This window comes from Actinomadura decatromicini (genome assembly GCF_008121305.1).
Classification (GTDB): Bacteria; Actinomycetota; Actinomycetes; order Streptosporangiales; family Streptosporangiaceae; genus Spirillospora; species Spirillospora syzygii.
Genome location: NZ_VSRQ01000004.1, coordinates 243783 through 266252 on the forward strand (window position 1 = coordinate 243783; position 22470 = coordinate 266252).

A 22470-nucleotide genomic window follows, 5' to 3' on the forward strand; every position below is an offset into this window, starting at 1 on the left:
CCCCGCGAGGGTAGTCCCCTCAGGGAGCGTCGGCGTGGATGCGGCCGCTGGTGTCGGTGAGCGGGCGTCCCGAGCCGCCCCAGCGGAGCTGGACGAGCTCCGCCGCGATCGACACGGCGGTCTCCTCCGGCGTCCGGGCGCCGAGGTCCAGCCCGATCGGCGAGCGCAGCCGGGACAGCTCCGCCTCGGACAGCCCCGCCTCGCGGAGCCGGGCGAGCCGGTCGTCGTGGGTGCGCCGCGACCCCATCGCGCCGACGTATCCGGCGCCGGTGCGGAGCGCCACCTCCAGCAGCGGGACGTCGAACTTCGGGTCGTGGGTCAGGACGCAGATCGCCGTCCGCTCGTCGACGCCGCCGCCCGTCTCCTCCAGGAACTTGTGCGGCCACTTGACCACGACCTCGTCGGCGTCCGGGAACCGCTTCGGCGTCGCGAACACCGGGCGCGCGTCGCACACCGTCACGTGGTAGCCGAGGAACTTGCCGATCCGGGCGACGGCGGCGGCGAAGTCGATCGCGCCGAACACGAGCAGCCGGGGCGGCGGGGCGAACGAGTGGACGAAGACGGTCAGCTCGTCCAGCCGCCGCTCCCCCTCCCGGCCGTAGTGCCGCTGGCCGGTGAGGCCCTGGGCGAGCATGCCGCGCGCGTCGTCGTCGACGGCGGCGTCGAGCCGGGCGGCGTGCGGCTCGCCGGGCGCGAGCGACCCGGACGCGCGGTCGGCCCAGACCACCCGGCGGGCGCCGACCGTGCCCGGCCCGGCGACGACGGTCGCGACGGCGACCGGCTCGTGCGCGGCGATCGCGGCGGCGACCTCGGCGAACTCCGGGAACGTCGCGGGGCCGACCGGCTCGACCAGCACGTCGAGGATGCCGCCGCAGGTCAGGCCGACGGCGAACGCGTCGTCGTCGCTCACCCCGTACCGCTGGACGACCGGCCGCCCGCTCGCCAGCACCTCCTGCGCCAGGTCGTAGACGGCGCCCTCCACGCAGCCGCCGGACACGCTGCCCGCCACCTCGCCGCCCGGCGACACCGCCATCGCCGCGCCCGGCGGGCGCGGCGCGCTGCGGAAGGTGTTCACGACGGTCGCGAGCCCGAACGTCTCCCCCGCCGCGTACCAGGCGGCGATGTCGTCCAGCACGTCACGCATCTGCGCTCCTCCCCTTCCGGGCGCCGCGGCCGCCGGCGACGATGCGGGCCAGTTCCTCCAGCGCGGCGAGGCTGTGCCCGGACGTGAAATCGTCCACGTGCGGCAGCGCCGCCGCCATGCCCGCCGTGAGCGGCTCGTAACCGGGCCGCGCCTTGTGCGGGTTCGCCCACACCACCCGGTGCGCGAGCCGCCGCAGCCGGGCCGTCTGCTCGCCGAGCAGGGCCGCGTCGCCGCGCTCCCAGCCGTCCGAGGCGATCACGACGACCGCGCCGCGGGCGAGGCCGCGCTGCCCGAACCGGTCGAGGAACTCCTTCAGCTCCTCGCCGAGCCGGGTGCCGCCGCTCCAGTCCGGGACGGCCGCCGACGCCGCCGCCATCGCCGCGTCCGGGTCGCGGTGCCGCAGCTCGCGGGTCAGCCGGGTCAGCCGCGTGCCGACGCTGAACACCTCCACGCCGCGCCCGCCGGAGCGGGCGGCGGCGTGCGCGAACCGCAACAGCGCGTCGGCGTAGGGGCTCATCGAGCCGCTGACGTCGACGATCAGCACGACGCGGCGCGGGCGCGTGCGGTGCGCGCGGCGCCGCAGCAGGGACGTCTCGCCGCCGCGCCGCAGCGTCTCCCGGACGGTCCGGGCCGGGTCGAGCCGTCCGGTGGACGCGGGCGCGAACCGGCGGGACCTGCGGCGCTCGGCGCCCGCGTCCAGCACCGCGATCAGCCGCGCGACCTCGGCGCGCTCGGCCGCCGTCAGCCGCGCGACGTCGCGGTCGCGGAGGACCTCCACCGTGCTGGCGGTGGCCGCCCTGACCTCGCCGTCGCCGTCCCCGCCGGCCTCCGCGCCGGGGTCGGGCAGCGCCGTCCGCCGGACGACCACGGGCGGCGGGCGCCTTCCCGGCCGGACGGTCGCGCCGGAGAAGTAGGCGGCGAAGCAGCGGTCGTAGCGGGCGAGGTCGTCGGGGTCGGCGCACAGCGTCAGCCGCCCGGCCCAGTACACGTCGTTCGGGTCGAGGACGTCGAGGTGGTCGAGCGCGGCCAGCATCGCCTGGACCCGCTCGGGATCGGCGGCGCCGCCCGCGGCGCGGACCGTCCGGGCGAACCCGACCATCGTCTCGGTGACGTCCCGCCGCATCGGGCTCACCCGCCGCCGAGCAGCGCGTCGAGGCCGCCGCCGAGCACGCGCTGCTGGTCCTCGCGGTACTTGAGCACGGCGCCGAGCGTCACGGCGGCGGACGCCGGGTCGAGTTCGCGGACGCCGAGCGCGACGAGCGCCTCCGTCCAGTCGAGGGTCTCGGCGACGCCGGGCGGCTTCAGCAGGCCGGCCTCGCGCATCCGCTGCGCGGCGCGGGCGACCTGCCCGGCGAGCCGCTCCGCCGCGCCGGGCAGCCGCCGCCTGATGATCGCGACCTCGCGGTCGAACGACGGGTGCTCCAGCCAGTGGTACAGGCAGCGGCGCTTCAGCGCGTCATGGACCTCGCGGGTCCGGTTGGACGTGACCACCACGACCGGCGGGCGCTCGGCCCGGATCGTGCCCAGCTCGGGGACGGTGATCGTGAAGTCGCTCAGCACTTCGAGCAGGAACGCCTCGAACTCGTCGTCGGCGCGGTCCAGCTCGTCGACGAGCAGGACGCTCGGCGACGTCTCCAGCGCCTGGAGCAGCGGGCGGGCCAGCAGGAACCGGCGGTCGTACAGCTCGCCCTCCAGCCGCGCCACGTCGGCGACGCCCGCGGCCTCGGCGGCGCGCAGGTGCAGGAGCTGGCGGGGGAAGTCCCAGTCGTAGAGGGCCTGGGAGGCGTCGAGACCCTCGTAGCACTGCAGCCGGATCAGCGGTGCGCCGAGCCCGCGCGCGAGTGTTTTGGCCAGTTCGGTCTTGCCGACCCCGGCCTCGCCCTCCAGGAAGAGCGGACGCCCCATGCGCAGGGCGAGGAAGCACGCCGTGGCGAGCCCGTCGTCGCACAGGTAGGCGTGCCTGTCGAGCAGTCCCGCGAGCGCCGCGGGCGATCCGGCCGGGTCCGCGGCCGGTGGCGCCGTCTCCCCCACGGCTCTCAGGCTACTCAGCCCGGCATGGCACGGAAACGCCGCCGGGCCTTGCGTTTTCGCGGCCGGTTCCCTCCTCCGGCAAAAGCATGGCAAAGAAGTAGGGAAAGTTGACTTTACCCGTCGCGACGCAGAGCATTGGAGCCATGCGAACCGGTGACGGGAACGATCCCGACCTGACCGACGAGGCGACCTACGAGCGGGTGCGCGACCCGTCCCGGCGCGGGCTGCTGCGCCTGTCGGCGGGCGCCGGACTGACCGCGGGGCTCGGCGGGGCCCTGCCCGCCGCGCTGCGTCCCGCCGCGGCGGCGGCCGCCCCGGTCGCGGCCCCTTTCACGACCCCGTTCACAGCGCCGTTCGCGACGGCGGCCGCGACCGGGATCGTCAAGCCGCTGCCGCCGGAGCTGTTCATCGAGCACGGGACGAACGCCGAGACCCGCTGGGAGGCCATGCGCGGGATCGGCGACCTCACGCCCGTCGACCGCTTCTTCGTCCGCAACCACGTGTCCACGCCGCTGATCGACGCGCGGACGTGGCGGCTGAAACTGTGGGGCACCGGACTGGCCGGATCGCCGGGCGAGGACCGTCCGCTTGAGTTCACCTACGACGACCTCCTCGGATTCCCCTCCGAGACCATCACGTCGTTCATCGAATGTACGGGCAACGGGCGCGGCTTCTACACGTCCCAGCAGGGGCAGCAGGTCACCGGGACGCCGTGGAAGCTCGGCGCGGTGGGCGTCGCCCGGTGGCGCGGCGTCCGGCTGTCGGCGGTGCTGAGGCGCGCAGGTATCACCCGCGCGGCCGTGGACATCATGCCCCGCGGGTTGGACGCTGACTACGTGGACAAGGGCGAGAACCTCGGCCGCGTGCGGCGCCCCCTTCCCGTCGCGAAGGCGATGAAGGACGTGCTGCTCGCCTACGAGATGAACGGCGCCCCGCTGCCGCCCGACCACGGCCACCCCGTCCGCCTGGTGGTGCCGTCGTGGGTGGGCATCGCGTCCATCAAGTGGCTCGGCGACATCCAGGTGTCGGACGAACCGCTCTACTCGCCGTGGAACACGCGCTACTACCGGCTGTTCGGCCCGACCTACCCCGAGGGCGGGACGGCTCCGCTGACCCGCATGAACGTCAAGTCCGCGTTCGAGCTGCCCTGGGACGCGACGCTCCAGGCGGCGCGCCGGCACGTCCTGCACGGCCGGTCCTGGTCGGGCAACGGCCGGGTGCGGCGGGTGGACGTCAGCGACGACGGCGGCCGGACGTGGCGCCCCGCGCGGGCCCGCGACCGGCACCCGAACCCGCGCGGCTGGGTCCGCTGGGAGTACCCGTGGCATCCGCGGCGCCCCGGGCGGTACGAGCTGCTCGCGCGGGCCACCGACGAGACCGGCGCGGCGCAGCCCGCGACCGCCCCCTTCAACACGCTCGGCTACCTGTTCGGCGCCGTCGTACGGCACCCGGTCACGCTCATCTGAAACCCCGTCTGGAAGGACCCCAATGGCACTGTGGAAGCCGGACCCGACCTTCTACGCCTCGCCGCGCGACGCCGCGTCCGCGCCCGCCGAGAAGCTGGCGTACGTCGCCGCCTTCGACCGGGCGGCCGAGAAACCGGACGCGATCGCCGTGCTGGACGTCGATCCGGGCTCCGGCTCCTACGGCTCCGTCGTGGGCTGGACCGACCTGCCCTACCTCGGTGACGAGCTGCACCACTTCGGCTGGAACGCGTGCAGCAGCGCGCTCTGCCCGGGCTCGCCGCACCCGCACGTGGAGCGGCGGTACCTGATCGTCCCGGGGCTGCGGTCGTCCAGGGTGTACGTGATCGACACGAAGGACGACCCCGCCGCGCCCACGATCGTCAAGATCCTGGAACCGGACGAGCTGGCCAAGCGCGCCGGGTACTCGCGCCCGCACACCGTCCACTGCGGGCCCGAGGGCCTGTACCTGACGGCGCTCGGCGGCGCGAACGGCGAGGAGGGGCCGGGCGGCATCGCCCTCCTCGACCACTCCTCGTTCGAGGTGCTCGGGCGCTGGGAGGTCGACCGCGGCCCGCAGTACTACGCCTACGACGCCTGGTGGCACATCGCGCACGACGTGCTCGTGTCGTCGGAGTGGGGCACGCCGTCGATGGTCGAGGACGGCGTCGTCGGCGAGCTGCTGCTCGGCCGCAAGTACGGGCACTCGCTGAACTTCTTCGACCTGCGCAAGCGCAAGCACGTCCAGACCGTGGACCTCGGCGACGAGCACCAGATGGTCCTCGAACTCCGCCCGGCGCACGACCCGACCAAGCAGTACGGGTTCGTGGGCGTGGTCGTCAGCGTCGAGGACCTGTCGGCCTCGGTGTGGGTGTGGCACCGCGACGGCGACGCCTGGGCGGCGAAGAAGGTCATCACCATCCCGGCCGAGCCCGCCGACGCCGCCGACCTGCCGCCGGTGATCCAGCCGTTCGGGGCGGTGCCGCCGCTCGTCACCGACATCGACCTGTCCGTGGACGACCAGTGGCTGTACGTCTCCTGCTGGGGCACGGGCGAGCTGAAGCGCTACGACGTCAGCGACCCGTTCAACCCCGTCGAGGCGGGCTCGGTGCGGATCGGCGGCATCGTGAACCGCACGCCGCACCCGGCCGCGCCCGATCAGCGCCTCGCCGGAGGCCCGCAGATGGTCGAGGTCAGCCGCGACGGCAAGCGCGTCTACGTCACCAACTCGCTGTACGGCTCCTGGGACGACCAGTTCTACCCGGACGGCGTCGGCGCGTGGATGGCGAAGCTCGACTCCACGGCCGAGGGGTTCGCGTTCGACGAGCGGTTCTTCCCCAACGGGGACGACTTCCGGGGCCTGCGCCCGCACCAGACGAGGTTGCAGGGCGGGGACGCGTCCTCGGACTCGTACTGCTACCCGTGACCGACGGATCGCTCGCCGCCCTCGTGGCGCTCGGCGCGTTCCACGGGCTGAACCCCGCCATGGGCTGGCTGTTCGCGGTGGCCCGCGGCTTCCAGGAGCGGAGCCGCTCGCTCGTCCTGCAGTCGCTTCCCGCGATCGCCGCGGGCCACGCCGCGTCCGTCGGGGCAGTCGCCGTCCTCATCGCGCTGACCAGCTCGGTCGTCGCGACGCAGGGCGTCGCGATCGGCGGCGGCGCGGTCCTCGTCGGGTTCGGCCTGTGGCGGCTGCTGTCCAAGCGCCACTTCCGCTGGGTCGGCATGCGGATCTCGCTGTGGCAGCTCGCCGGATGGTCGTTCCTGATGTCGTCGGTGCACGGCGCCGGGCTGATGCTGCTGCCCGTGCTCGCCTCGACGGGGACGGCCCCGGCGGGCCACGACCACGGGCTGGCGGCGTCGTCCGGCAGCGCGCTGTCCACCGGGGTGTTCGTCACCGCCGTGCACACCCTGGCGATGTTCACCGTCGCGGGCGTCATCGCCGTCGTCGTCTACGAGGTCGTCGGGCTGGCGATCCTGCGCCGGGCCTGGTTCAACCTCGACCGGCTGTGGGCCGCCGCCCTCATCACCGCCGGGACCGTCACGCTCCTGACCGCCCTCTGAGGGTTTGGACGGGTCAGGCCGGGTCGGGCGCCTCGCCGCGGGCGTGCAGGAGGGCGCGCAGCTCGGCGAGCTGGCGGGCGGCGAGGGTCTTCTCGGCGCCGTTGATGCCCATCGCGCCGAGGGACGTGCCGTCCGCCAGGTCGAGCGTCGGCCACGGGTCGCCGACGGTCATGGTCACGCCGAGCACCTCGGCCCATTCGAGGCGGCGGGTGCGGAACGCGTTCACCACCGTCAGGCCCGCCTCGTCGGCCGCGACCCGGCACCGGGCGAGCATGTGCAGCACCCACCCGATCAGCACCCCGAACCCGACCATCAGGACCCGGTCGAACAGCTTGAACTGCGGCGCCACCAGCACGGCGAGCGCGATCATGCCCAGCATGATCACGCCCGCCGTGAGGTAGGCGACGAGCCGCGTGGTGCGGGGCCGCCAGACGGCCGGCAGCGCCGGCGGCCCGCTCGACGATCTCTGTTCGGTCAACGCGCCCCGGCTCAGTCGACGATCTTGGCGATGGGGATCTCGAGGATGTCGTGCGCGCCCGCCGCCTTCAGCGCCGGGATCAGCGTGTTGACGCCGCGCTTGGCGACCACGGACTCCACCGCGTTCGACTCCCCGCCCGCCAGTGACGTCACCGTCGGCGACGACATCGACGGCATGATGTCCAGCACGTTCTTCAGGTCGGCCTGGGCGACGTTCAGCTTCAGCAGGACGTTGCCCCGCGCGCGGATCACGCCCTGCAGCAGGAGGGCGATGTCCTCCATCGCGGCGCGCTTCTCGGTGTCCTCGTACGCCTCGCGGTTGGCGACCAGCTCGGTGTAGCTCGTCAGGAGCGTGTCGAGGATGCGCAGGCCGTTCTTGCGCAGCGACGAGCCCGTCTCGGTGAGGTCGACGATCGCGTCGACGATGTCGGGCACCTTCGCCTCGGTCGCGCCGTAGGACGGGACGACCGTCGCCTTCACGCCGTGCTGCTCGAGGAACCGCTTCGTCATCGCCGGGAACTCGGTGGAGATCCGCACGCCCTCCGGCAGGTCGGACACCCGCTGCCAGGGCGCGCCGTCCGGCACCGCCATGATCACGCGGACCGGGTTGGACGTCGCCTTGGAGTACTTGAGCTCGCCGAGGCTCACCACGTCCGAGTCGGTCTCGGTGATCCAGTCGCGGCCGGTGATGCCGAGGTCGAACAGGCCCTGTTCGAGGTAGGTCGGGATCTCCTGCGGGCGCAGCACCCGGACGCGGTCGATCCGCGGGTCGTCGATGGACGCGCGGTAGTCGCGGTCCGACGCCCGCTGGACGGTGAGGTCCGCCGCGTCGAACAACTGCATGGTCGCCTTCTCCAGCGACCCCTTGGGCAGGACGAGTGACAGCACGGAAACGCCTTTCGATGAGGATTGGTACGGGATTCCATCCGGAGGAACCGGAGCATCAGGTAGAGCCAGGGCTCTGGACCCCTACATATGCTCCAGGCCGTGCCCGGCGTGACCGTGATGCCGCAGACCTCGCAGGGTCAGTGCCGTGTCGAGTGCGGCCACAGTCGCCTCCCATCCCTTGTCCTCGGAGCTGCCCGGCAGCCCGCTGCGTTCGATCGCCTGTTCAATGGTGTCACATGTGAGGACCCCGTTGCCCACCGGAGTCGACTCGTCCAGCGCGATGCGCGTCACGCCCGAGGTGACGGAGTCGCACACGTAGTCGAAATGGGCGGTCGCCCCCCGGATCACGGCGCCGAGGCAGACGACCGCGTCAAGATCGCGGGCGAGCTGCTGGGCCACCACGGGCAGCTCCAGGGCGCCCGCGACGCGGGCGACGACCGGCTGGTCGACGCCGCACGCCTTCGCCGCCGCCACGGACCGCTCCAGCAACACGTCGGTGATCTTCCCGTGCCAGCGGGTGCAGACGATCCCGAGCGTGACGCCGGACGCGTCGACCGTGGTGTCCTCGGGGCGTCCCGCGCCGCTCATGAGAGTCCCTCGATCTGGTGTCCGAGACGGTCGCGCTTGACCGTCAGGTAGCGCCGGTTGTGCTCGGTGACGACGACGGGCATGGCCTCGCGTCCGCGCACCTCCAGGCCGAACCCGTCCAGGCCCCGGAGCTTCTCGGGGTTGTTGGTGAGCACCCGGATGGAGCGTACGCCGAGCTCACGCAGCATATGCGCGGCGTTGGAGTACTCGCGCGCGTCGGCGGGGAGCCCGAGCTCCAGGTTGGCGTCGACGGTGTCGGACCCGTTGTCCTGGAGGGCGTACGCCTGGAGCTTGGCGAGCAGGCCGATGCCGCGTCCCTCGTGCCCGCGCAGGTACAGGACGATCCCGCGTCCCTCTTCGGCGATGCGTTCCATGGCGGCGTCGAGCTGGGTGCCGCAGTCGCAGCGCTCGGAGTGGAGCACGTCCCCGGTGAGGCACTCGGAGTGAGCGCGGACCAGGACGTTCTCGCCGTCGCCGACGTCCCCGAGGACGAGCGCGACGTGCTCGCCGCCGTCGACCGCGCTGGAGAACCCGACCGCGCGCCACATCCCGTACCGGTTCGGCAGGCGCGTCTCGACGACGCGGGTGACCATCGGCTCCGTGCGCCTGCGGTACTCGGCGAGCTGCTCGATGGAGATGAGCTTGAGCCGGTGCTCCTTGGCGAAGACCTGGAGTTCGGGGAGGCGCGCCATGGTGCCGTCCTCGTTGACCACCTCGGCGAGGACGCCCGCCGGGGCGAGCCCGGCGAGCCGGGCGAGGTCGACGGCCGCCTCGGTGTGCCCCCGGCGGCGCAGCACCCCGCCCTCGTGGTAGCGGAGCGGGAAGATGTGCCCCGGCCGGACGAGGTCGCGCGGCTCGGACGCGGAGTCGCACAAGGTGCGGATCGTCCGGGCCCGGTCGGCGGCGGAGATGCCGGTGGTGACGCCGAGCCGGGCGTCCACGCTGACCGTGTACGCGGTGCGCATGCGCTCGCCGTTCTGCGCCGTCATCAGCGGGATCTGCAGCCGGTCGAGGTCGGCGCCCTCCATGGGGACGCAGATCACGCCGCTCGTGTAGCGGATCGTGAACGTCAGCAGTTCGGGGGTCGCCTTCGCGGCGGCGAAGATGATGTCGCCCTCGTTCTCGCGGTCCTCGTCGTCCACGACCACGACGGGCCTGCCCGCCGCGATGTCGGCGACCGCCGACTCGATGGAGTCGAAGATCCCCGTGTCGGGGACCCCCGTGTCGAGGATCCCCGTGTCGTCGCCGCCGTTCATGCGGTCACCGCCTTCTGCCTTGGGCCGTGCGAGCCCCGGGCCTCCCGGAGCCAGTTCCTGAACCCGGCCATCACCATCACGAAGAAGATCCCGTAGACCGCGCCGGAGACGTACAGCCCCGACTTGAGCGCCAGCGGCACCCCGACCAGGTCGACGAGGACCCAGACCACCCAGAAGTCGACCAGCGCGCGGCTCTGCGCGAACGTCGCGACCGCGCTGCCGACGAAGATGTAGGCGTTCGCCCACGGCGACCACGCGACCTTGAGCCATTCCAGGTGGATGAACAGCTCGGCCACCGCGGCCGTGCCGACCAGCAGCGCCCCCACGAGCACGGCGCGTTCCTTGGGCGTCGCCTGCCGGACGACCAGCCCGTGGGCCTGCCGCCGTCCGCGGGTCCACATGACCCACCCGTACAGGGCGAGGCCGCAGAACAGCACCTGTTTGAGCGCGTTTCCCGGGACGTGCGCGTGCAGCGACGCGGCGAGCAGGAGGAGGGCGCCCGCGAACTGGACGGGCCACGTCCACAGCGTCTTGCGCATCGCGAGCCAGACGACGGCGAGCGAGAGGATGTTCCCGACGAGGTCCGTCCAGAGGACGTGCTCGCCGAAGACCTCGAACCCGGCGCCGAGCCAGTTCACGACCGATCACCCAGCATGCGTTCGACGTACTTGGCGACGACGTCCACTTCGAGGTTCACGGGGTCGCCCGGCTGCTTGAGGCCGAGCGTGGTGAGCGCGAGCGTCGTCGGGATGAGCGCGACGCTGAACCGGTCCGCCCCGGCCTCCACCACGGTGAGGCTGACGCCGTCCACGGTGATCGAGCCCTTGTCGACCAGGTAGCGGCTCAGCTCCGGGGGCATCGACACGGTGACGACGTCCCACCGCTCCCCCGGCTCCCGGGACACGATGCGGCCGACGCCGTCGACATGGCCCTGGACGAGGTGCCCGCCGAGGCGGTCGGAGAGCCGCACGGGACGTTCGAGGTTCACCTTCGCCCCGGGTTCCAGCGCGCCGAGGCTCGACTTGTCGAGGGTCTCCTTGATGACGTCGGCGGCGAAGACCTCGCCCTTGACTTCGACGACGGTGAGACAGACGCCGTTGACGGCGATCGACGCGCCGTGCACTGCGTCCTGGACGACGAGCGGGCCGCGGACCGCGAGCCTGACCGAGTCGCCCGCGGTCTCGATCGCCACGATCTCGCCGAGCTCCTCGACGATGCCGGTGAACATCTCCCGGGCCTCCTATCCAAGGCTCCGGGGAACGCACAAATGCACCGACACCACGCCCCTGGCCAGGGACGTGCCGCGCGCTGCCTCCCATCCGGACTTTGACCGTCGGTCCCGGAGTTCCACCGGGTCAACCGGCCGATGGAATCGGCCGGGTCGCGGACTATCACCGCCGGTTCGGAATTTCACCGACCCCGGAGCACGCTTTCATGCTTGCCAACCAGTGTGCCATGCGATGCATTCCCGCCCGGTGTGACCATCGCCACGAAACGTGGCGGGGCGTCCGCTCTATGCCGGTTCCGCCGGGACGACGCGCAGGCCGGACGGGGTGGCGGTCACGCGGGTGAGGTCGTCCACGATGTGGTGGGCGGCGGTCAAGACCTCGCGGGGGTGGCTGGTGAGGACCGCGACGACCGTGGCACCGGCGGCGCGGCCGGCGGCCACACCCGCGGGGGCGTCCTCGATCACGATGCAGGCGGACGGGTCGACGCCCAGGTGCCGCGCGGCCTGGAGGTATCCGGACGGGTCCGGTTTCCCTGCCAGGACGTCCTCGGCGGTCACCACCACCTGCGGGAGGGGCACCCCGGCCACACCCGAGCGCACTTTCAGTTGGGCCCTGTCCATGGACGTGACGAACGCGTAGGGCAGCCCGTTCATGTTCGCCAGGAGGTCGACGGCTCCCGGCAGGGCGGTGATGCCTTCGCTGCCCTTCGCCTCCAGTTCCTCCAGGCGGGCGGTGGCGTCGGCGACCTGGCCGGCCGGGAGGAAGTCGGCCACGCGGTCGGCGGTGCGGCGGCCGTGGGCGTCGGAGAGGAACTCGTCCGGGTCGATGCCGTACTCGGCGCCCCATTCCCGGGCCGCGCGTTCGATGAGGGGCGTGGAGTCGACGAGGGTGCCGTCCACGTCGAACAGGACGGCGGCGCAGGAGAGGATCACCAGCCCGCCTTCGCGGTCGCGTCCTCGGCCTGGCCGCGCAGGCGGCGGACGGCCTCGGCCGGGTCGTCCGCGCCGTAGACGGCGCTGCCCGCGACGAACACGTCCGCGCCCGCCTCGGCGCACCGCTCGATCGTCTCGGCGCTGACGCCGCCGTCCACCTGGAGCCAGACGGGGAGGTCGCGGCCCTTGATCAGCTCGCGGGCGCGGCGGACCTTCGGGAGGACGACGTCCAGGAACCTCTGCCCGCCGAACCCCGGCTCGACGGTCATGAGGAGCAGCATGTCGATCTCGCCGAGGAGGTCGGCGAAGCCGTCCACGGGGGTGGCCGGGTTGACGCCGAGGCCCGCGCGCGCGCCGGCGGCGCGGATGGCGCGCAGGGTGCGGATCGGGGCCTTCGCCGCCTCGGCGTGGATGGTGACGCTCTTCGCCCCGGCCTCGGCGTACTCGGGGGCCCAGCGGTCCGGGTCCTCGATCATCAGATGGCAGTCGAGCGGCAGCGGGCTGTGCTTCAGCAGCGCCTGGACGACGGGCAGCCCCAGGGTGAGGTTCGGGACGAAGTGGTTGTCCATGACGTCGACGTGGACCCAGTCGGCGGAGTCGGCGACGCGCTCGACGTCCTCGGCCAGTCGGGCGAAGTCGGCGGACAGGATGCTGGGTGCGATCTGAGGTGCCATGATGCCCCGAGTCTATTGGGGCCTATCGGCGCGTTCCTCCCGCCCTTCGCCCGGCCGCGTGAGCGCGGGGGCGGACCTGGAGGCCAGTCCCAGCCGGACGAACGCCTCCGGCGCCCCTGCCGTGACCCAGAGTCCGAGCACCGCCTGGACGATGAACGCCTGGACGAGGTGGGTCCCGCCGAACAGGCTCACGATGGCGGCCCCGGCGACGCCCACGGGAACGCGCGCGAACCGTCGCCACAGGTCTCCGCCGGGGTCGAACCAGCCTCGGGCGGCGAGCAGGGAGAGTCCTGCCAGGACGCCGAAGAGGCCGCCCGCGGCCTTGGCCGATTCGACCAGGTCGAGGGGTTCGATGTGGCCTCCGGCCGCGTGGATGGCATGGACCCAGGCGCCCGGCCAGTGCCAGCCCTGGAGCGGCCGCAGCGCGCCCCAGGCCGCTGCCAGCAGCACCAGCGAGATCGCCAGGGCGAGCATGGCCTGCACGGCGAGATGACGCCGCGTCCACCACGGGACGACGATCGGCTCCAATCCCAGTGCGGCCACCAGGATGGCGATACCGATGGCCCATCCGCCGAGGACCTGCCCGACCGAGTGGACCCCGAGGTAGACCCGCGACACCCCGACCAGGAAGACGATGGCGGCCGCACCCGTCCAGACGTACCAGCGCCGGGTCTGGACGGCGAAGAAGCCCCAGAACACGGGTGCGTTCTGGGAGTGGCCGGACGGCATCCCGAACGACGACAGGGACTCCCTGCCCTTGACCGAGGGGTCCGTCCAGTAGGGGCGCGGGTCGTGGAAGACGAGTTTGAGCAGCCCGTTGAGGAATCCGCCGAACAGCAAGATGACCGCGACCCGCGCCGCGAGGCGCGGGGCCACGCACCAGAAGAGGACCACCAGCACCGGGAGGTAGAACGCCGCACTGCCCAGGAACGACATGAAATGCATGAAGTCGGTCAGCACGGATCCCCCGGAGTCAGGTGCGACGTAGGAGCGCCAGGAACATCGCGTCAGTTCCGTGGCGGTGCGGCCAGAACTGCGCGTACGGGCCGTCGCCCAGGCCGGTGAGGTCCGGGGCGATGGACGTCAGCACGGCCGGTGCGTCCAGCCGCTCGACGTCGTCGCGGTCGCGGAGGACGTCGTCCACCACGACGCGGGTCTCGGCCAGGTGGGGCGAACAGGTGACGTAGGCGACGACGCCGCCGGGACGCACGGCCTCAAGGGCGGCGCCGAGCAGCCCGCGTTGCAGGACGCCGAGTTCGGCGATCGCCTCCGGGCCGCGCCGCCAGCGCGCCTCCGGGCGGCGGCGGAGCGCGCCGAGCCCGGTGCAGGGCGCGTCGATCATGACCCGGTCGAACGACGCGGGCCGCCAGGCGGGCGCGGTCCCGTCGGCCGCGACCACCCCGGCGCGGTCGTCGACGGCGCGCCGGACGAGCCCCGCGCGGTGCGGCTGGACGTCGGCCGCCAGCAGCCGCGCGTCGCGCCGCGTCGCGAGGGCCGAGAGCAGCCCGGCCTTGCCGCCCGGCCCGGCGCAGAGATCGGCCCAGCGGGCGTCGGGTCCGTCCAGGGGCGCCTCGGTGAGGGCCAGAGCGACCATCTGGCTGGCCTCGTCCTGGACGGCGGCGCGTCCGTCGCGGACGGCGGCGATCCCGGCCGGGTCGCCCTCGCGCAGGAGGGCGGCGTAGGGCGAGTACTGGGCGGGCTCCGCGCCCGCGTCGCGCAGCTCTTCGACGGTGGCCCGCCCGGGACGCGCGACCAGGGTGACGCGCGGACGGGCGTTGTCGGCGGCCAGCAGCTCGTCGATCTCGCCTTCGCCGACCGCGTCCCGCAGGGCGGAGACGATCCACTTCGGATGGCTGTGCCGGATGGACAGGCGGGACGTCGGGTCGGCGTCGGCGGGCGCGACGATCTCCAGCCAGGAGTCCATGTCGCGGGTGGCGACCTTGCGGAGCACCGCGTTGGCGAACTTGGCCTGGCCCGGTCCGGAGACGGAGCGGGCCAGCTCGACCGCCGTCCCCACCGCGGCGTGCGGCGGGATGCGGGTGCCGAGGAGCTGGTGCGCGCCGAGGCGGAGGACGTCCAGGAGCGGGGCGTCGATGCGGCGCAGCTCGCGGTCGCTGCACAGGGCGAGCACCGCGTCGTAGGTGCCGCGGCCGCGCAGCGTGCCGTAGGTGAGCTCGGTGGCGAGGGCGGCGTCGCGTCCGGTCAGGTTCCGGTCGCGCAGCCGCGCGGGCAGCAGGAGGTTGGCGTAGGCGTCGCGGGTCTCGACGGCGCGGATCACGTCGAACGCGGTGCGGCGGACGAGGTCCTGCGGGCGCCCGGTCTTGCGGGGGCCGCCCGGCCTGCGGTTCTGGGTGTGTCGGCGGTTCCGGCTGGGCGGCATCAGTGCAGCGCGTCCTTGCCGATGAGGTTGACGCCGCGGATCCAGTCGGCGGCGGCCATGCTGCGCTTGCCCTGCGGCTGGACCTCGCCGAGCGCGACGGGATGCGTGGCCGTGCCTACCAGCACCTCGTTCTTGCCTGGGAGCAGCGCCCCCGGCGACAGGGTTTCGGCGTCCGGCACCGGTCGGACCGGTCCCAGCTTGACGCGGGTGTCACGGAAGTTGGTCCACGCGCCCGGCGCGGGCGTGCAGGCCCGGACGAGGCGGTCGATGTGCAGGGCGGGACTGTTCCAGTCGACGTGCCCGTCCTCCGGCGTCAGCTTGGCCGCGTGGGACACGCCCTCCGTCGGCTGGGGACGCGGTTCCAGGACGCCCGCCTCGATCCCGTTCATCGTGTCGAGCAGCAGGCTCGCCCCGGCCTCGGCCAGGCGGCCCAGCAGCTCGCCCGTGGTGTCGGTCGGTTTGATCGGCTCGGTGAGGACGCCGTAGACCGGGCCCGTGTCGAGCCCCTCCTCGATCTGGAAGGTGGCCGCGCCGGTGACGTCGTCGCCGTGCAGGATCGCGCGCTGCACGGGGGCGGCGCCGCGCCAGGCGGGCAGCAGCGAGAAGTGGAGGTTCACCCAGCCGTGCCGGGGGATGTCGAGCGCCTCGCGGGGCAGCAGGGCCCCGTAGGCGACGACCGGGCAGCAGTCGGGAGCGATCTCGCGGAGCCGGTCGAGGAACTCCGGGTCGCGCGCCTTGGCGGGCTTGAGCACCTCGACGCCCGCCTCGGCGGCCAGGGACGCGACCGGGCTGGCGCTGAGACGGCGCCCACGGCCCGCGCGGCCGTCCGGGCGGGTCACGACCGCCGCCACCTCGTGCGAGGACTCCAGGAGCGCTCTGAGGGCCGGGAGGGCGGTCTCGGGCGTGCCCGCGAAGACGAGGCGCATCTAGATCGCCTTCCCGAAGGTGCGGTGCGGCGACTCCTTGACGACCGGCGTCGTGTCGCCGAACCACTCGGCCTGCCGGATCGCCTTCATGGCGGCCTTGCGCTGCTCCGGGTCCATCCGGTCGATGAAGATGACGCCGTCGAGGTGGTCGGTCTCGTGCTGGACGCACCGGGCCAGCAGGTGCGTGCCCTCCAGCGTGATCGGCTCGCCGTGCATGTTGAAGCCCTTCGCCACGGCGCGGACGGCCCGCGCGGTGGGGAACGACAGGCCCGGCAGGGACAGGCAGCCCTCGTCGTCGGTCTCCTGCTCGTCCGACAGGTCCAGGGTGGGGTTGACCACGTGCCCCAGCCGGTCGTCGACGTAGTAGGTGAACACCCGCAGGCCCACGCCGAGCTGCGGTGCGGCCAGGCCGACCCCGGGAGCGTCGATCATCGTGTCGGTGAGGTCCTTGACGAGCTGGCGCAGCTCCTTGTCGAAGTCCTTCACCGGCTCCGCGGGCGTGCGCAGCACGGGGTCGCCGAAGAGGCGGATGGGCTTGACGGCCAACGAGGACTCCGTTTCGTACGAGGTTTCCTGAGGGTTCGTTTCCTGAGGGGTTCCCGGACGGTCTCCAGGGGACGGGACGATCCCTCCAGTTTACGGAGACGTCCCAGAAAGCTTGACACTCCGCGAACCGGGATGCATCACACTCCGCGGCGCGCCGTCTGATGCGCGGACCGCGCCTTGTAGGCGGCGGTGCGCGCGGCCTTGGCGGTCGCCCTGTCCGGATGGTGCGCGCCTAGAGCCTCAAGCACATCGGCCACGCCGGGATGGTCGGTGCGCCACAGCTCGTCGACCATCTCCTCCATCTCCGCTCCCGGCGGCGCGTCGGCGAGGGCGGCCTCCACCGCCTCGTCCGGTTCGGCGGTCTCCAGCATCCCGGCGACGGTGTCGACGAACACCCAGAGGTACTCCTCCCGGGCGAGCTCCCGCCCGGACGGGTCGCCGGTGGCGTTCAGCCAGAGCGCCGCGTAGGGCGAGACGAGCGGATGCTCCTGCGCGGACCGGACGACCGGGGCCGCCTCCGGGCCGATGCGGTGCAGGACGGCGGCGGCGAGGTTGCGCGCGCCGGGCCCGCCGGTCCGCATGACGTCCAGGAGGTCGGCGGCGGCGTCCTTCGGGTCGTGCCGGGACAGCCAGCCGTCGATCTCCTCGTCGGCGGCGTCCGGCCGGTACCAGGTGAGCCCGGCGATGAGGTCGGACGCGCGGGCCTTGGCCAGCTCGCCGATGACGGGGGCGGTGAACCCGTCCGCCAGCAGGAGTTCGCGCACCGCCCACACGCCGAGCGGCGTCAGGGCCCGGCCCTCTCCGGCCTCCTCGACCACGCCCCATTCCCCGAGCGTGGCCAGTTCGAGGTGGAAGGCGTCCGTCACCAGGGCGGTCATGGCCTCCGAGTCGCCCAGGTCGTACGCCTCGTCGACGTGTTCGAGCAGAGCGTCGACGAGCGTCTCGGGGGCGGTCGGGTCCTCCTGCTCGTACAGGTGGATGAGCACGCCGGTCATCTCGTTCTGGACGAGTTCCACCGCGTCCAGGCCGTCCGCGTAGTCGTGCCCTGGGACGACCAGCGCCTCGAACAGGGGCAGCCAGGCGGCGAGGAGGGTCGAGTCGTCGCCGGAGCGGAGACCGTCCAAGGACGGCCCTGGGGCGGCCCTGCCCTGCTCCGCGGCGATGACCTTCGCCTCGACGGCGGCCCACCAGAGCCTTTCCAGCTCGCCCGCGTCCTCAAGCCCGCCGTGGCGGCGCGGGGTCCGCAGGCCCACGGCGACGGCGGCGGCGTCGGCGTCGGACTCCGTGAGCGTGTCGTGCTCGGTGAGGGCTCGCTCGCCCGTCCATTCGGCCAGGGCGAGGACGTTCTCGGTCAGCCGCGAGTGGCGCACGGCCTCGGCCAGGTCCGCCACGGGCGCGAGCCGGACGGGCGGGACGACCAGTTCTTCCGCCTGCCGGAGATACCCCTCCGTGCGGGCGTAGCGCTCCTCCTCCGGCAGGGCCTCGAACTCGCGAACCCATGCGTCGACCGCGTCCTGGTCGTCGAGGGAGACGCCGTCCGCCTGCATCAGCCCGCCGATGACCTCCGCGGCCGCCTGGCGCTCCTCTGAGTCGACCTCCGCGACGAGGTCGGCGAACTCGGGGCCGGTACGGTCGAGCTCCGCCTTCAGGGCGGCGGCGTCCTCCGCGGTGACGGCCCCGGTGTCGTCGAGGTAGGCGACGATCCGGCGGAGCGCCTCCAGGACCGTGGGGACGTCCTCGCGGCCGGCCACCACCGACTCGGGGAACACGCCGAGCAGAAGCTCGCGCAGGTGCTCGGGGGTCAGCGCCTCCGGGCCCGGCAGGCCCATCTCGTCCCGCACGAGTTCCAGCAGGATGCGGGTCCCCTGCTCGTCCAGCGCCTCGTCGCGCTCGTCCGCCCATCGCCGCAGGTCGCCCGCGATGGTCTCCACCCAGTTGTCGGCCACGCGAGAACCCTATTGGTCAGATCAACTCCAGGGGGTCGATCTGGACTCGTACCGTCTCCGCCGCCTTCCGCGCGCTGCGAACGCCCTGCGCCTCCTTCAGGGCGCGCGCGAGAGCGGGCCCGGTCGCGCGCGGAACGCGGATCAGCGCGCGCTCCTTCTCAGGCGCGCCGCCCCCGGCCTGCGGCGCCGACGGAACGGGCACCGGCCCCAGCACCTCCGCGCCGTCGGGCAGCCTCGCGAGGGCCAGGAGTTCGCGTATGGCGGACGGCGTCGCGGTCAGCGAGGCCATCCGCGCGGCGGGCGGGAACCCCACCTGCCTGCGCTCGTCCAACTCCCGCTCCGCGTAGGTCACCGGATCCCACCGGACGAGGGCCTGCACGGTGGGCAGCGACCCCTCCGCCGCCACCACCACCGGCCCCTGCGGACGGACGAGCGACGCCGCGTTCATCCACCGCCGCAGCGTCTCCTCCCCCGCGCGCAGATCCGGGCGCCCGAGCAGGACCCACCCGTCGAGGAGCAGCGCCGCGCTGTACCCGCCTTCGGCGGGCGGCTCCGCGCCTGGCGTCGACACCACGAGAGCCCGTTCCGGACCCACCCGCTCAAGGATCGACTCCCGTCCGGACGTGCGCACCGGCACGCCCGGGAACGCCCTGCCCAGTTCCTCGGCCGTCCGCTTGGCGCCGACCACCACGGCCCGCAACTGGAAGAACCCGCACTCGGGGCAGTGCCAGTCGCCCGCGATCCGCCCGCACCAGCGGCAGTGCGGGGCCGCGTGGGACGACGTCAGCGCCAGGGGCCCCTGGCATGCCACGCATTGCGCGTGCGTACGGCAGCGTCCGCACGCGACGCCCGGGACGTACCCGCGCCTGGGAACCTGGACGAGGACGGGCCCCTCCTCCAGCGCCCCCCTGGCCGCCTCGAACGCGACGTTGGGCAGGCGAGCCGTACGGGCGGCGGCGTCCCTCGCGAGCTGGGCGTCCTCCCCCACGTACCGGACGCGGGGCATGGCCGTGCGGATACGCGTCCTGTCCGCGCTCAGCGCGTGCGCCCATCCGGACTCGACGAGCAGGGTGGCGTCCGTGGTCCGGGTGAAGCCGCCTATGAGCGCCCCCGCGGCGGCCCGGTGCGCACGCAGGGCCAGGACGTCGCGCGGGTGCGGATACGGGGCGTGCGGCTCGGCGTGGACGTCGTCGCCGTCGTCCCACAGCACGACGAGCCCGAGATCGGCGACGGGCGCGAACATCGCGGCGCGCGTCCCGACCACCGCCCGCGCCGTGCCGCGCAGGACGGCGAGCCACCTCCGGTACCGCTCAGCGGGCCCCAGCTCGGCCGTGAGCGCCACGTGGCGGCCCTCCCCCATCTCGGCCCGCAGGGCGGCGTCGACGCGCGCCACGTCGCGTCCGTCCGCGACGACGACCAGCGCGCCGCGCCCCCCGCGCAGGGTCGTCGCGACGGCCCGCGCCACGGCGGCCGTCCAGTCCGGGCCGGGCAGGGCCGTCCAGACGGCGCGCGGCGCCCTGCCCTCGGCCAGGGCGCCGAGGAACGACGCTCCTGCCGGATATTCGCGCCACACGCCGATGTCGTCGTCTCCGGGTGGCTCGACCCCATCCCCCTCAGGCTCGGCCGCGGTCTCCGCCTCGACCCGCGCGTGCCTCGGCGGGACGGCCAGCCGGAGCACGTCGGCGAACGTCCCCGCGTACCGGTCGGCCACCTCCCGGACCAGCGCCGCCACCTCCGGCGTCAGGACGGGCTCGGACGACGTCACCCGCTCCAGGAACAGCAGCTTGCCGTCGTGGTCGCTCTCGGCCGCCCGCTCCAGGACGAACCCGTCCACGAGCTGCCCCGCGAACCGGACCCGCACCCGGCACCCCGGGACGACCTTGGCGTCCATCTCGGCGGGCACCAGGTAGTCGAACGGACGGTCCAGGTGCGGGAGGGACATGTCGACCGCGATCCGCGCGACCGGCGACTCCTCGGCGGGACGCCGCGCCCCCTTCTTCGGCGGCCGGCCCTTCGCCGCCGCGCGCGGCTTCGCGGAGGGCGCGCCCGGCAGCTCGTCCAGCCCCGGGATCAGGTCCGTTCCGCCGCCGTCCTTGGTCACGCCCCCGTCCTACCAGATCAACCCGACAGTCGACCGCGCGCGCTAGTGTTGGTCCGATCAACAGGGCGCGCGTCCCGTTGGCCCATTGCCCGATCCCCTTCGCGCCCGCTCCGTCCCACGAGCCCGTGCAGGCGATGACCACAGCTCATACTCCAGACACCGCGCGCACTCAGGAGCGGACGGACGCCCAGGCCAAGCGGGGGCGGCCCCGCTCCTCCCCGCCGTTCTCCTGGAGGAACTGGCGGAAGTGGGCCAATCCGCGCCACCCCGTGGTGGCGGCCACGGTGGCCGCGGGCGTGCTGCACCTGGTGTGGGCGCTCTACCTCGCGACCGAGGGCGGCGACCTCGCCGCGCAGGCCGCCTGGACGGACTTCGCCTGGGAGCACCCCACCTCGGCCTACAGCTTCGCCTGGTACGGGGGGATGCACCCCGCGTCCTACAGCGTCATGTCGCCGTACCTCATGGCCGTGTTCGGGATACGCACGGTCGCCGTCGTCTGCGGCACGCTCTCCGCCGCGCTGACCGGGGCCCTGCTCAAGCGGTTCCGTGCGCCCGTCGCGCTGCCCGCGTCCCTGTGGGCGGCGTTCGCGCTCTCCTGCAACTCCGCGTCCGGACGGGTCACGTTCGGCCTCGGCCTGACGTTCGCGCTGATGGCGACGATCATGGCTTTCACCCCGCGCGGCACGCCCGCCCTGCGCGCGGCGGGGATGGTCGGCCTCGGCCTGCTCGCCACGCTCGCCAGCCCGGTCGCGGGCCTGTTCCTGATGGTGCTCGCCGCCGCGCTGTTCCTCACCGGGCGCCGCCGCGCCGGGATCTGCATCGCCGCCGGGCCGCCCATCGTCGTCGGGACGACGAGCCTGCTGTTCCCGTTCAGCGGCGTCCAGCCGATCTCGCTGACCGCGATCGTCCTGCCGTGCCTCGCCAGCGTGGTGGCCATGCTGCTCTGCGCGCCGAAGGAATGGCGGCTCGTCCGCGTCGGCGCCGGGGTCTACCTGGCGGGCATCGCGCTGACCTGGCTGATCCCGTCACCGGTCGGCAGCAACGTCGAGCGCCTCTCGCTGCTGTTCGGCGGGATGTTCCTGCTGTCCGCCGTCGCGCGCGCGCAGGGACTGATCCGCATCGGCGTGCTGTCGCTGGCGTTCATCGTCACCGCGTCCTGGCAGGTCGTGAAACCGGTCGACGACCTGATCCACACCGAGCCCGCGGCCACCGCGGCCCGGCACGGCAGCGGCCTGTCCACCGAACTGGTCGCGCTCGGCGCCGGCGACTCGCGCATCGAGGTCGTCCCGCTGCGCTCCCACTGGGAGGCGTCCGGCCTGGGACGCGACTTCATCCTCGCCCGCGGCTGGAACCGCCAGGTCGACGCCGAACGCCACGAGCTCTTCTACGAGGAGGGCGCGCTGACGGCCGAGTCCTACCGCCAGTGGCTGGACAAGTGGGCCGTGCAGTACGTCGTCCTGCCCGAGCAGGAGGTCGACTGGTCCGCCCGGGACGAGGCCGCCCTCGTGGAGAAGGGCCAGCCGTACCTGACGGAGATCTGGAGGGACGAGCACTGGCGGCTGTTCCGCGTCCTGCGCGCGACCCCGCTTGTGGACTCCCCCGCGTCCGTCGCCAAGCTGAACGCGGGCAAGCTCGTCGTGGACATGCCGTCCAGCGGGTCCGTCCTCATGCGGGTCTCCTGGTCGCCGTGGCTCAGGGTCACGGGCGGCGAGGCGTGCCTGGAGCGCGCGGGCGACTTCGTCCGGCTGAAGGCCGACCGCCCCGGCCGCTACACGATCGCGGCCCGCTACGCCCTCCACCGCGGCAACCACTGCGAGCCCTGACCGGC

At 73.4% G+C, this 22470-nt stretch carries 21 protein-coding genes and 1 riboswitch; of the genes, 4 read left to right on the forward strand and 17 right to left on the reverse strand.

Annotated features, from left to right (window positions below; translation table 11 throughout):
• Nucleotides 1–19: 19 nt before the first annotated feature.
• Genes FXF68_RS19580 through FXF68_RS19590 form a run of 3 tightly spaced genes read right to left on the reverse strand, consistent with a single transcriptional unit; the run spans nt 20 to nt 3175 of the window.
• A complete protein-coding gene (locus FXF68_RS19580) occupies nt 20–1144 on the reverse strand; it encodes an XdhC family protein (protein WP_148761296.1) in 1125 nt (374 codons plus the stop codon).
• Nucleotides 1137–2267, reverse strand: coding sequence for a vWA domain-containing protein (locus FXF68_RS19585; protein ID WP_148761298.1), 1131 nt, complete (start codon nt 2265–2267; stop codon nt 1137–1139). The genes FXF68_RS19580 and FXF68_RS19585 overlap by 8 nt, the downstream gene beginning before the upstream one ends.
• Before the next feature lie 5 nt (nt 2268–2272).
• Nucleotides 2273–3175 (reverse strand): AAA family ATPase, encoded by a 903-nt coding sequence (locus tag FXF68_RS19590; RefSeq protein WP_187438015.1) that lies wholly within the window; start codon nt 3173–3175, stop codon nt 2273–2275.
• A 143-nt stretch (nt 3176–3318) separates the two neighbouring features.
• Between FXF68_RS19590 and FXF68_RS19595 the strand changes: the two genes are divergently transcribed.
• Genes FXF68_RS19595 through FXF68_RS19605 form a run of 3 tightly spaced genes read left to right on the forward strand, consistent with a single transcriptional unit; the run spans nt 3319 to nt 6699 of the window.
• Nucleotides 3319–4641, forward strand: a complete 1323-nt coding sequence (locus FXF68_RS19595; RefSeq protein ID WP_148761301.1) for a sulfite oxidase — start codon at nt 3319–3321, stop codon at nt 4639–4641.
• A 22-nt stretch (nt 4642–4663) separates the two neighbouring features.
• A complete protein-coding gene (locus tag FXF68_RS19600; protein ID WP_148761303.1) occupies nt 4664–6064 on the forward strand; it encodes a selenium-binding family protein in 1401 nt (466 codons plus the stop codon).
• A complete protein-coding gene (locus FXF68_RS19605) occupies nt 6061–6699 on the forward strand; it encodes a hypothetical protein (RefSeq protein WP_148761305.1) in 639 nt (212 codons plus the stop codon). The genes FXF68_RS19600 and FXF68_RS19605 overlap by 4 nt, the downstream gene beginning before the upstream one ends.
• Nucleotides 6700–6712: 13 nt before the next feature.
• On the opposite strand, the gene FXF68_RS19610 is transcribed toward FXF68_RS19605, so the two are convergent.
• The 14 genes from FXF68_RS19610 to FXF68_RS19675 all read right to left on the reverse strand — a co-directional run bounded on the left by FXF68_RS19610 (nt 6713) and on the right by FXF68_RS19675 (nt 20642).
• The gene (locus FXF68_RS19610) at nt 6713–7177 is read right to left on the reverse strand and encodes a PH domain-containing protein (RefSeq protein WP_246178811.1); all 465 of its coding nucleotides are present in this window, start codon (nt 7175–7177) and stop codon (nt 6713–6715) included.
• An 11-nt stretch (nt 7178–7188) separates the two neighbouring features.
• Nucleotides 7189–8064, reverse strand: coding sequence for an ATP phosphoribosyltransferase (gene hisG, locus FXF68_RS19615; RefSeq protein ID WP_148761307.1), 876 nt, complete (start codon nt 8062–8064; stop codon nt 7189–7191).
• A gap of 81 nt (nt 8065–8145) precedes the next feature.
• On the reverse strand, nt 8146–8652 hold the full coding sequence (ribH, locus tag FXF68_RS19620) for a 6,7-dimethyl-8-ribityllumazine synthase (protein WP_148761309.1): 507 nt from the start codon (nt 8650–8652) through the stop codon (nt 8146–8148).
• Complete coding sequence (locus FXF68_RS19625; RefSeq protein WP_148761311.1) at nt 8649–9908, reverse strand: bifunctional 3,4-dihydroxy-2-butanone-4-phosphate synthase/GTP cyclohydrolase II; 1260 nt, start codon at nt 9906–9908, stop codon at nt 8649–8651. The genes ribH and FXF68_RS19625 overlap by 4 nt, the downstream gene beginning before the upstream one ends.
• Nucleotides 9905–10546: a nicotinamide riboside transporter PnuC gene (gene pnuC, locus FXF68_RS19630; protein ID WP_148761313.1), complete on the reverse strand. Its 642-nt coding sequence runs from the start codon at nt 10544–10546 to the stop codon at nt 9905–9907. The genes FXF68_RS19625 and pnuC overlap by 4 nt, the downstream gene beginning before the upstream one ends.
• Nucleotides 10543–11136, reverse strand: a complete 594-nt coding sequence (locus FXF68_RS19635) for a riboflavin synthase (protein WP_148761315.1) — start codon at nt 11134–11136, stop codon at nt 10543–10545. The genes pnuC and FXF68_RS19635 overlap by 4 nt, the downstream gene beginning before the upstream one ends.
• Before the next feature lie 73 nt (nt 11137–11209).
• A riboswitch (FMN riboswitch) is annotated at nt 11210–11340 on the reverse strand.
• Between the two features lie 81 nt (nt 11341–11421).
• Nucleotides 11422–12069, reverse strand: a complete 648-nt coding sequence (locus FXF68_RS19640; RefSeq protein WP_148761317.1) for an HAD-IA family hydrolase — start codon at nt 12067–12069, stop codon at nt 11422–11424.
• Complete coding sequence (rpe, locus tag FXF68_RS19645; RefSeq protein ID WP_148761319.1) at nt 12066–12743, reverse strand: ribulose-phosphate 3-epimerase; 678 nt, start codon at nt 12741–12743, stop codon at nt 12066–12068. Before rpe ends, FXF68_RS19640 begins: the two co-directional genes overlap by 4 nt.
• 12 nt (nt 12744–12755) lie before the next feature.
• Entirely contained in the window at nt 12756–13703 is a 948-nt protein-coding gene (locus FXF68_RS19650) for a phosphatase PAP2 family protein (protein ID WP_148761321.1), read from the reverse strand.
• Between the two features lie 13 nt (nt 13704–13716).
• Nucleotides 13717–15123 carry an RsmB/NOP family class I SAM-dependent RNA methyltransferase gene (locus tag FXF68_RS19655; protein ID WP_148761323.1) on the reverse strand — a complete coding sequence of 469 codons (1407 nt, stop codon included), beginning with the start codon at nt 15121–15123 and terminating at the stop codon, nt 13717–13719.
• The gene (fmt, locus tag FXF68_RS19660) at nt 15123–16049 is read right to left on the reverse strand and encodes a methionyl-tRNA formyltransferase (protein ID WP_148761325.1); all 927 of its coding nucleotides are present in this window, start codon (nt 16047–16049) and stop codon (nt 15123–15125) included. Before fmt ends, FXF68_RS19655 begins: the two co-directional genes overlap by 1 nt.
• A complete protein-coding gene (gene def, locus FXF68_RS19665) occupies nt 16050–16595 on the reverse strand; it encodes a peptide deformylase (RefSeq protein WP_148761327.1) in 546 nt (181 codons plus the stop codon).
• A gap of 137 nt (nt 16596–16732) precedes the next feature.
• Nucleotides 16733–18541 (reverse strand): hypothetical protein, encoded by a 1809-nt coding sequence (locus FXF68_RS19670; protein ID WP_148761329.1) that lies wholly within the window; start codon nt 18539–18541, stop codon nt 16733–16735.
• Between the two features lie 16 nt (nt 18542–18557).
• Entirely contained in the window at nt 18558–20642 is a 2085-nt protein-coding gene (locus tag FXF68_RS19675; protein WP_148761331.1) for a primosomal protein N', read from the reverse strand.
• 134 nt (nt 20643–20776) lie between these two features.
• Between FXF68_RS19675 and FXF68_RS19680 the strand changes: the two genes are divergently transcribed.
• On the forward strand, nt 20777–22465 hold the full coding sequence (locus FXF68_RS19680) for an MFS transporter (RefSeq protein ID WP_246178812.1): 1689 nt from the start codon (nt 20777–20779) through the stop codon (nt 22463–22465).
• Nucleotides 22466–22470 lie beyond the last annotated feature (5 nt).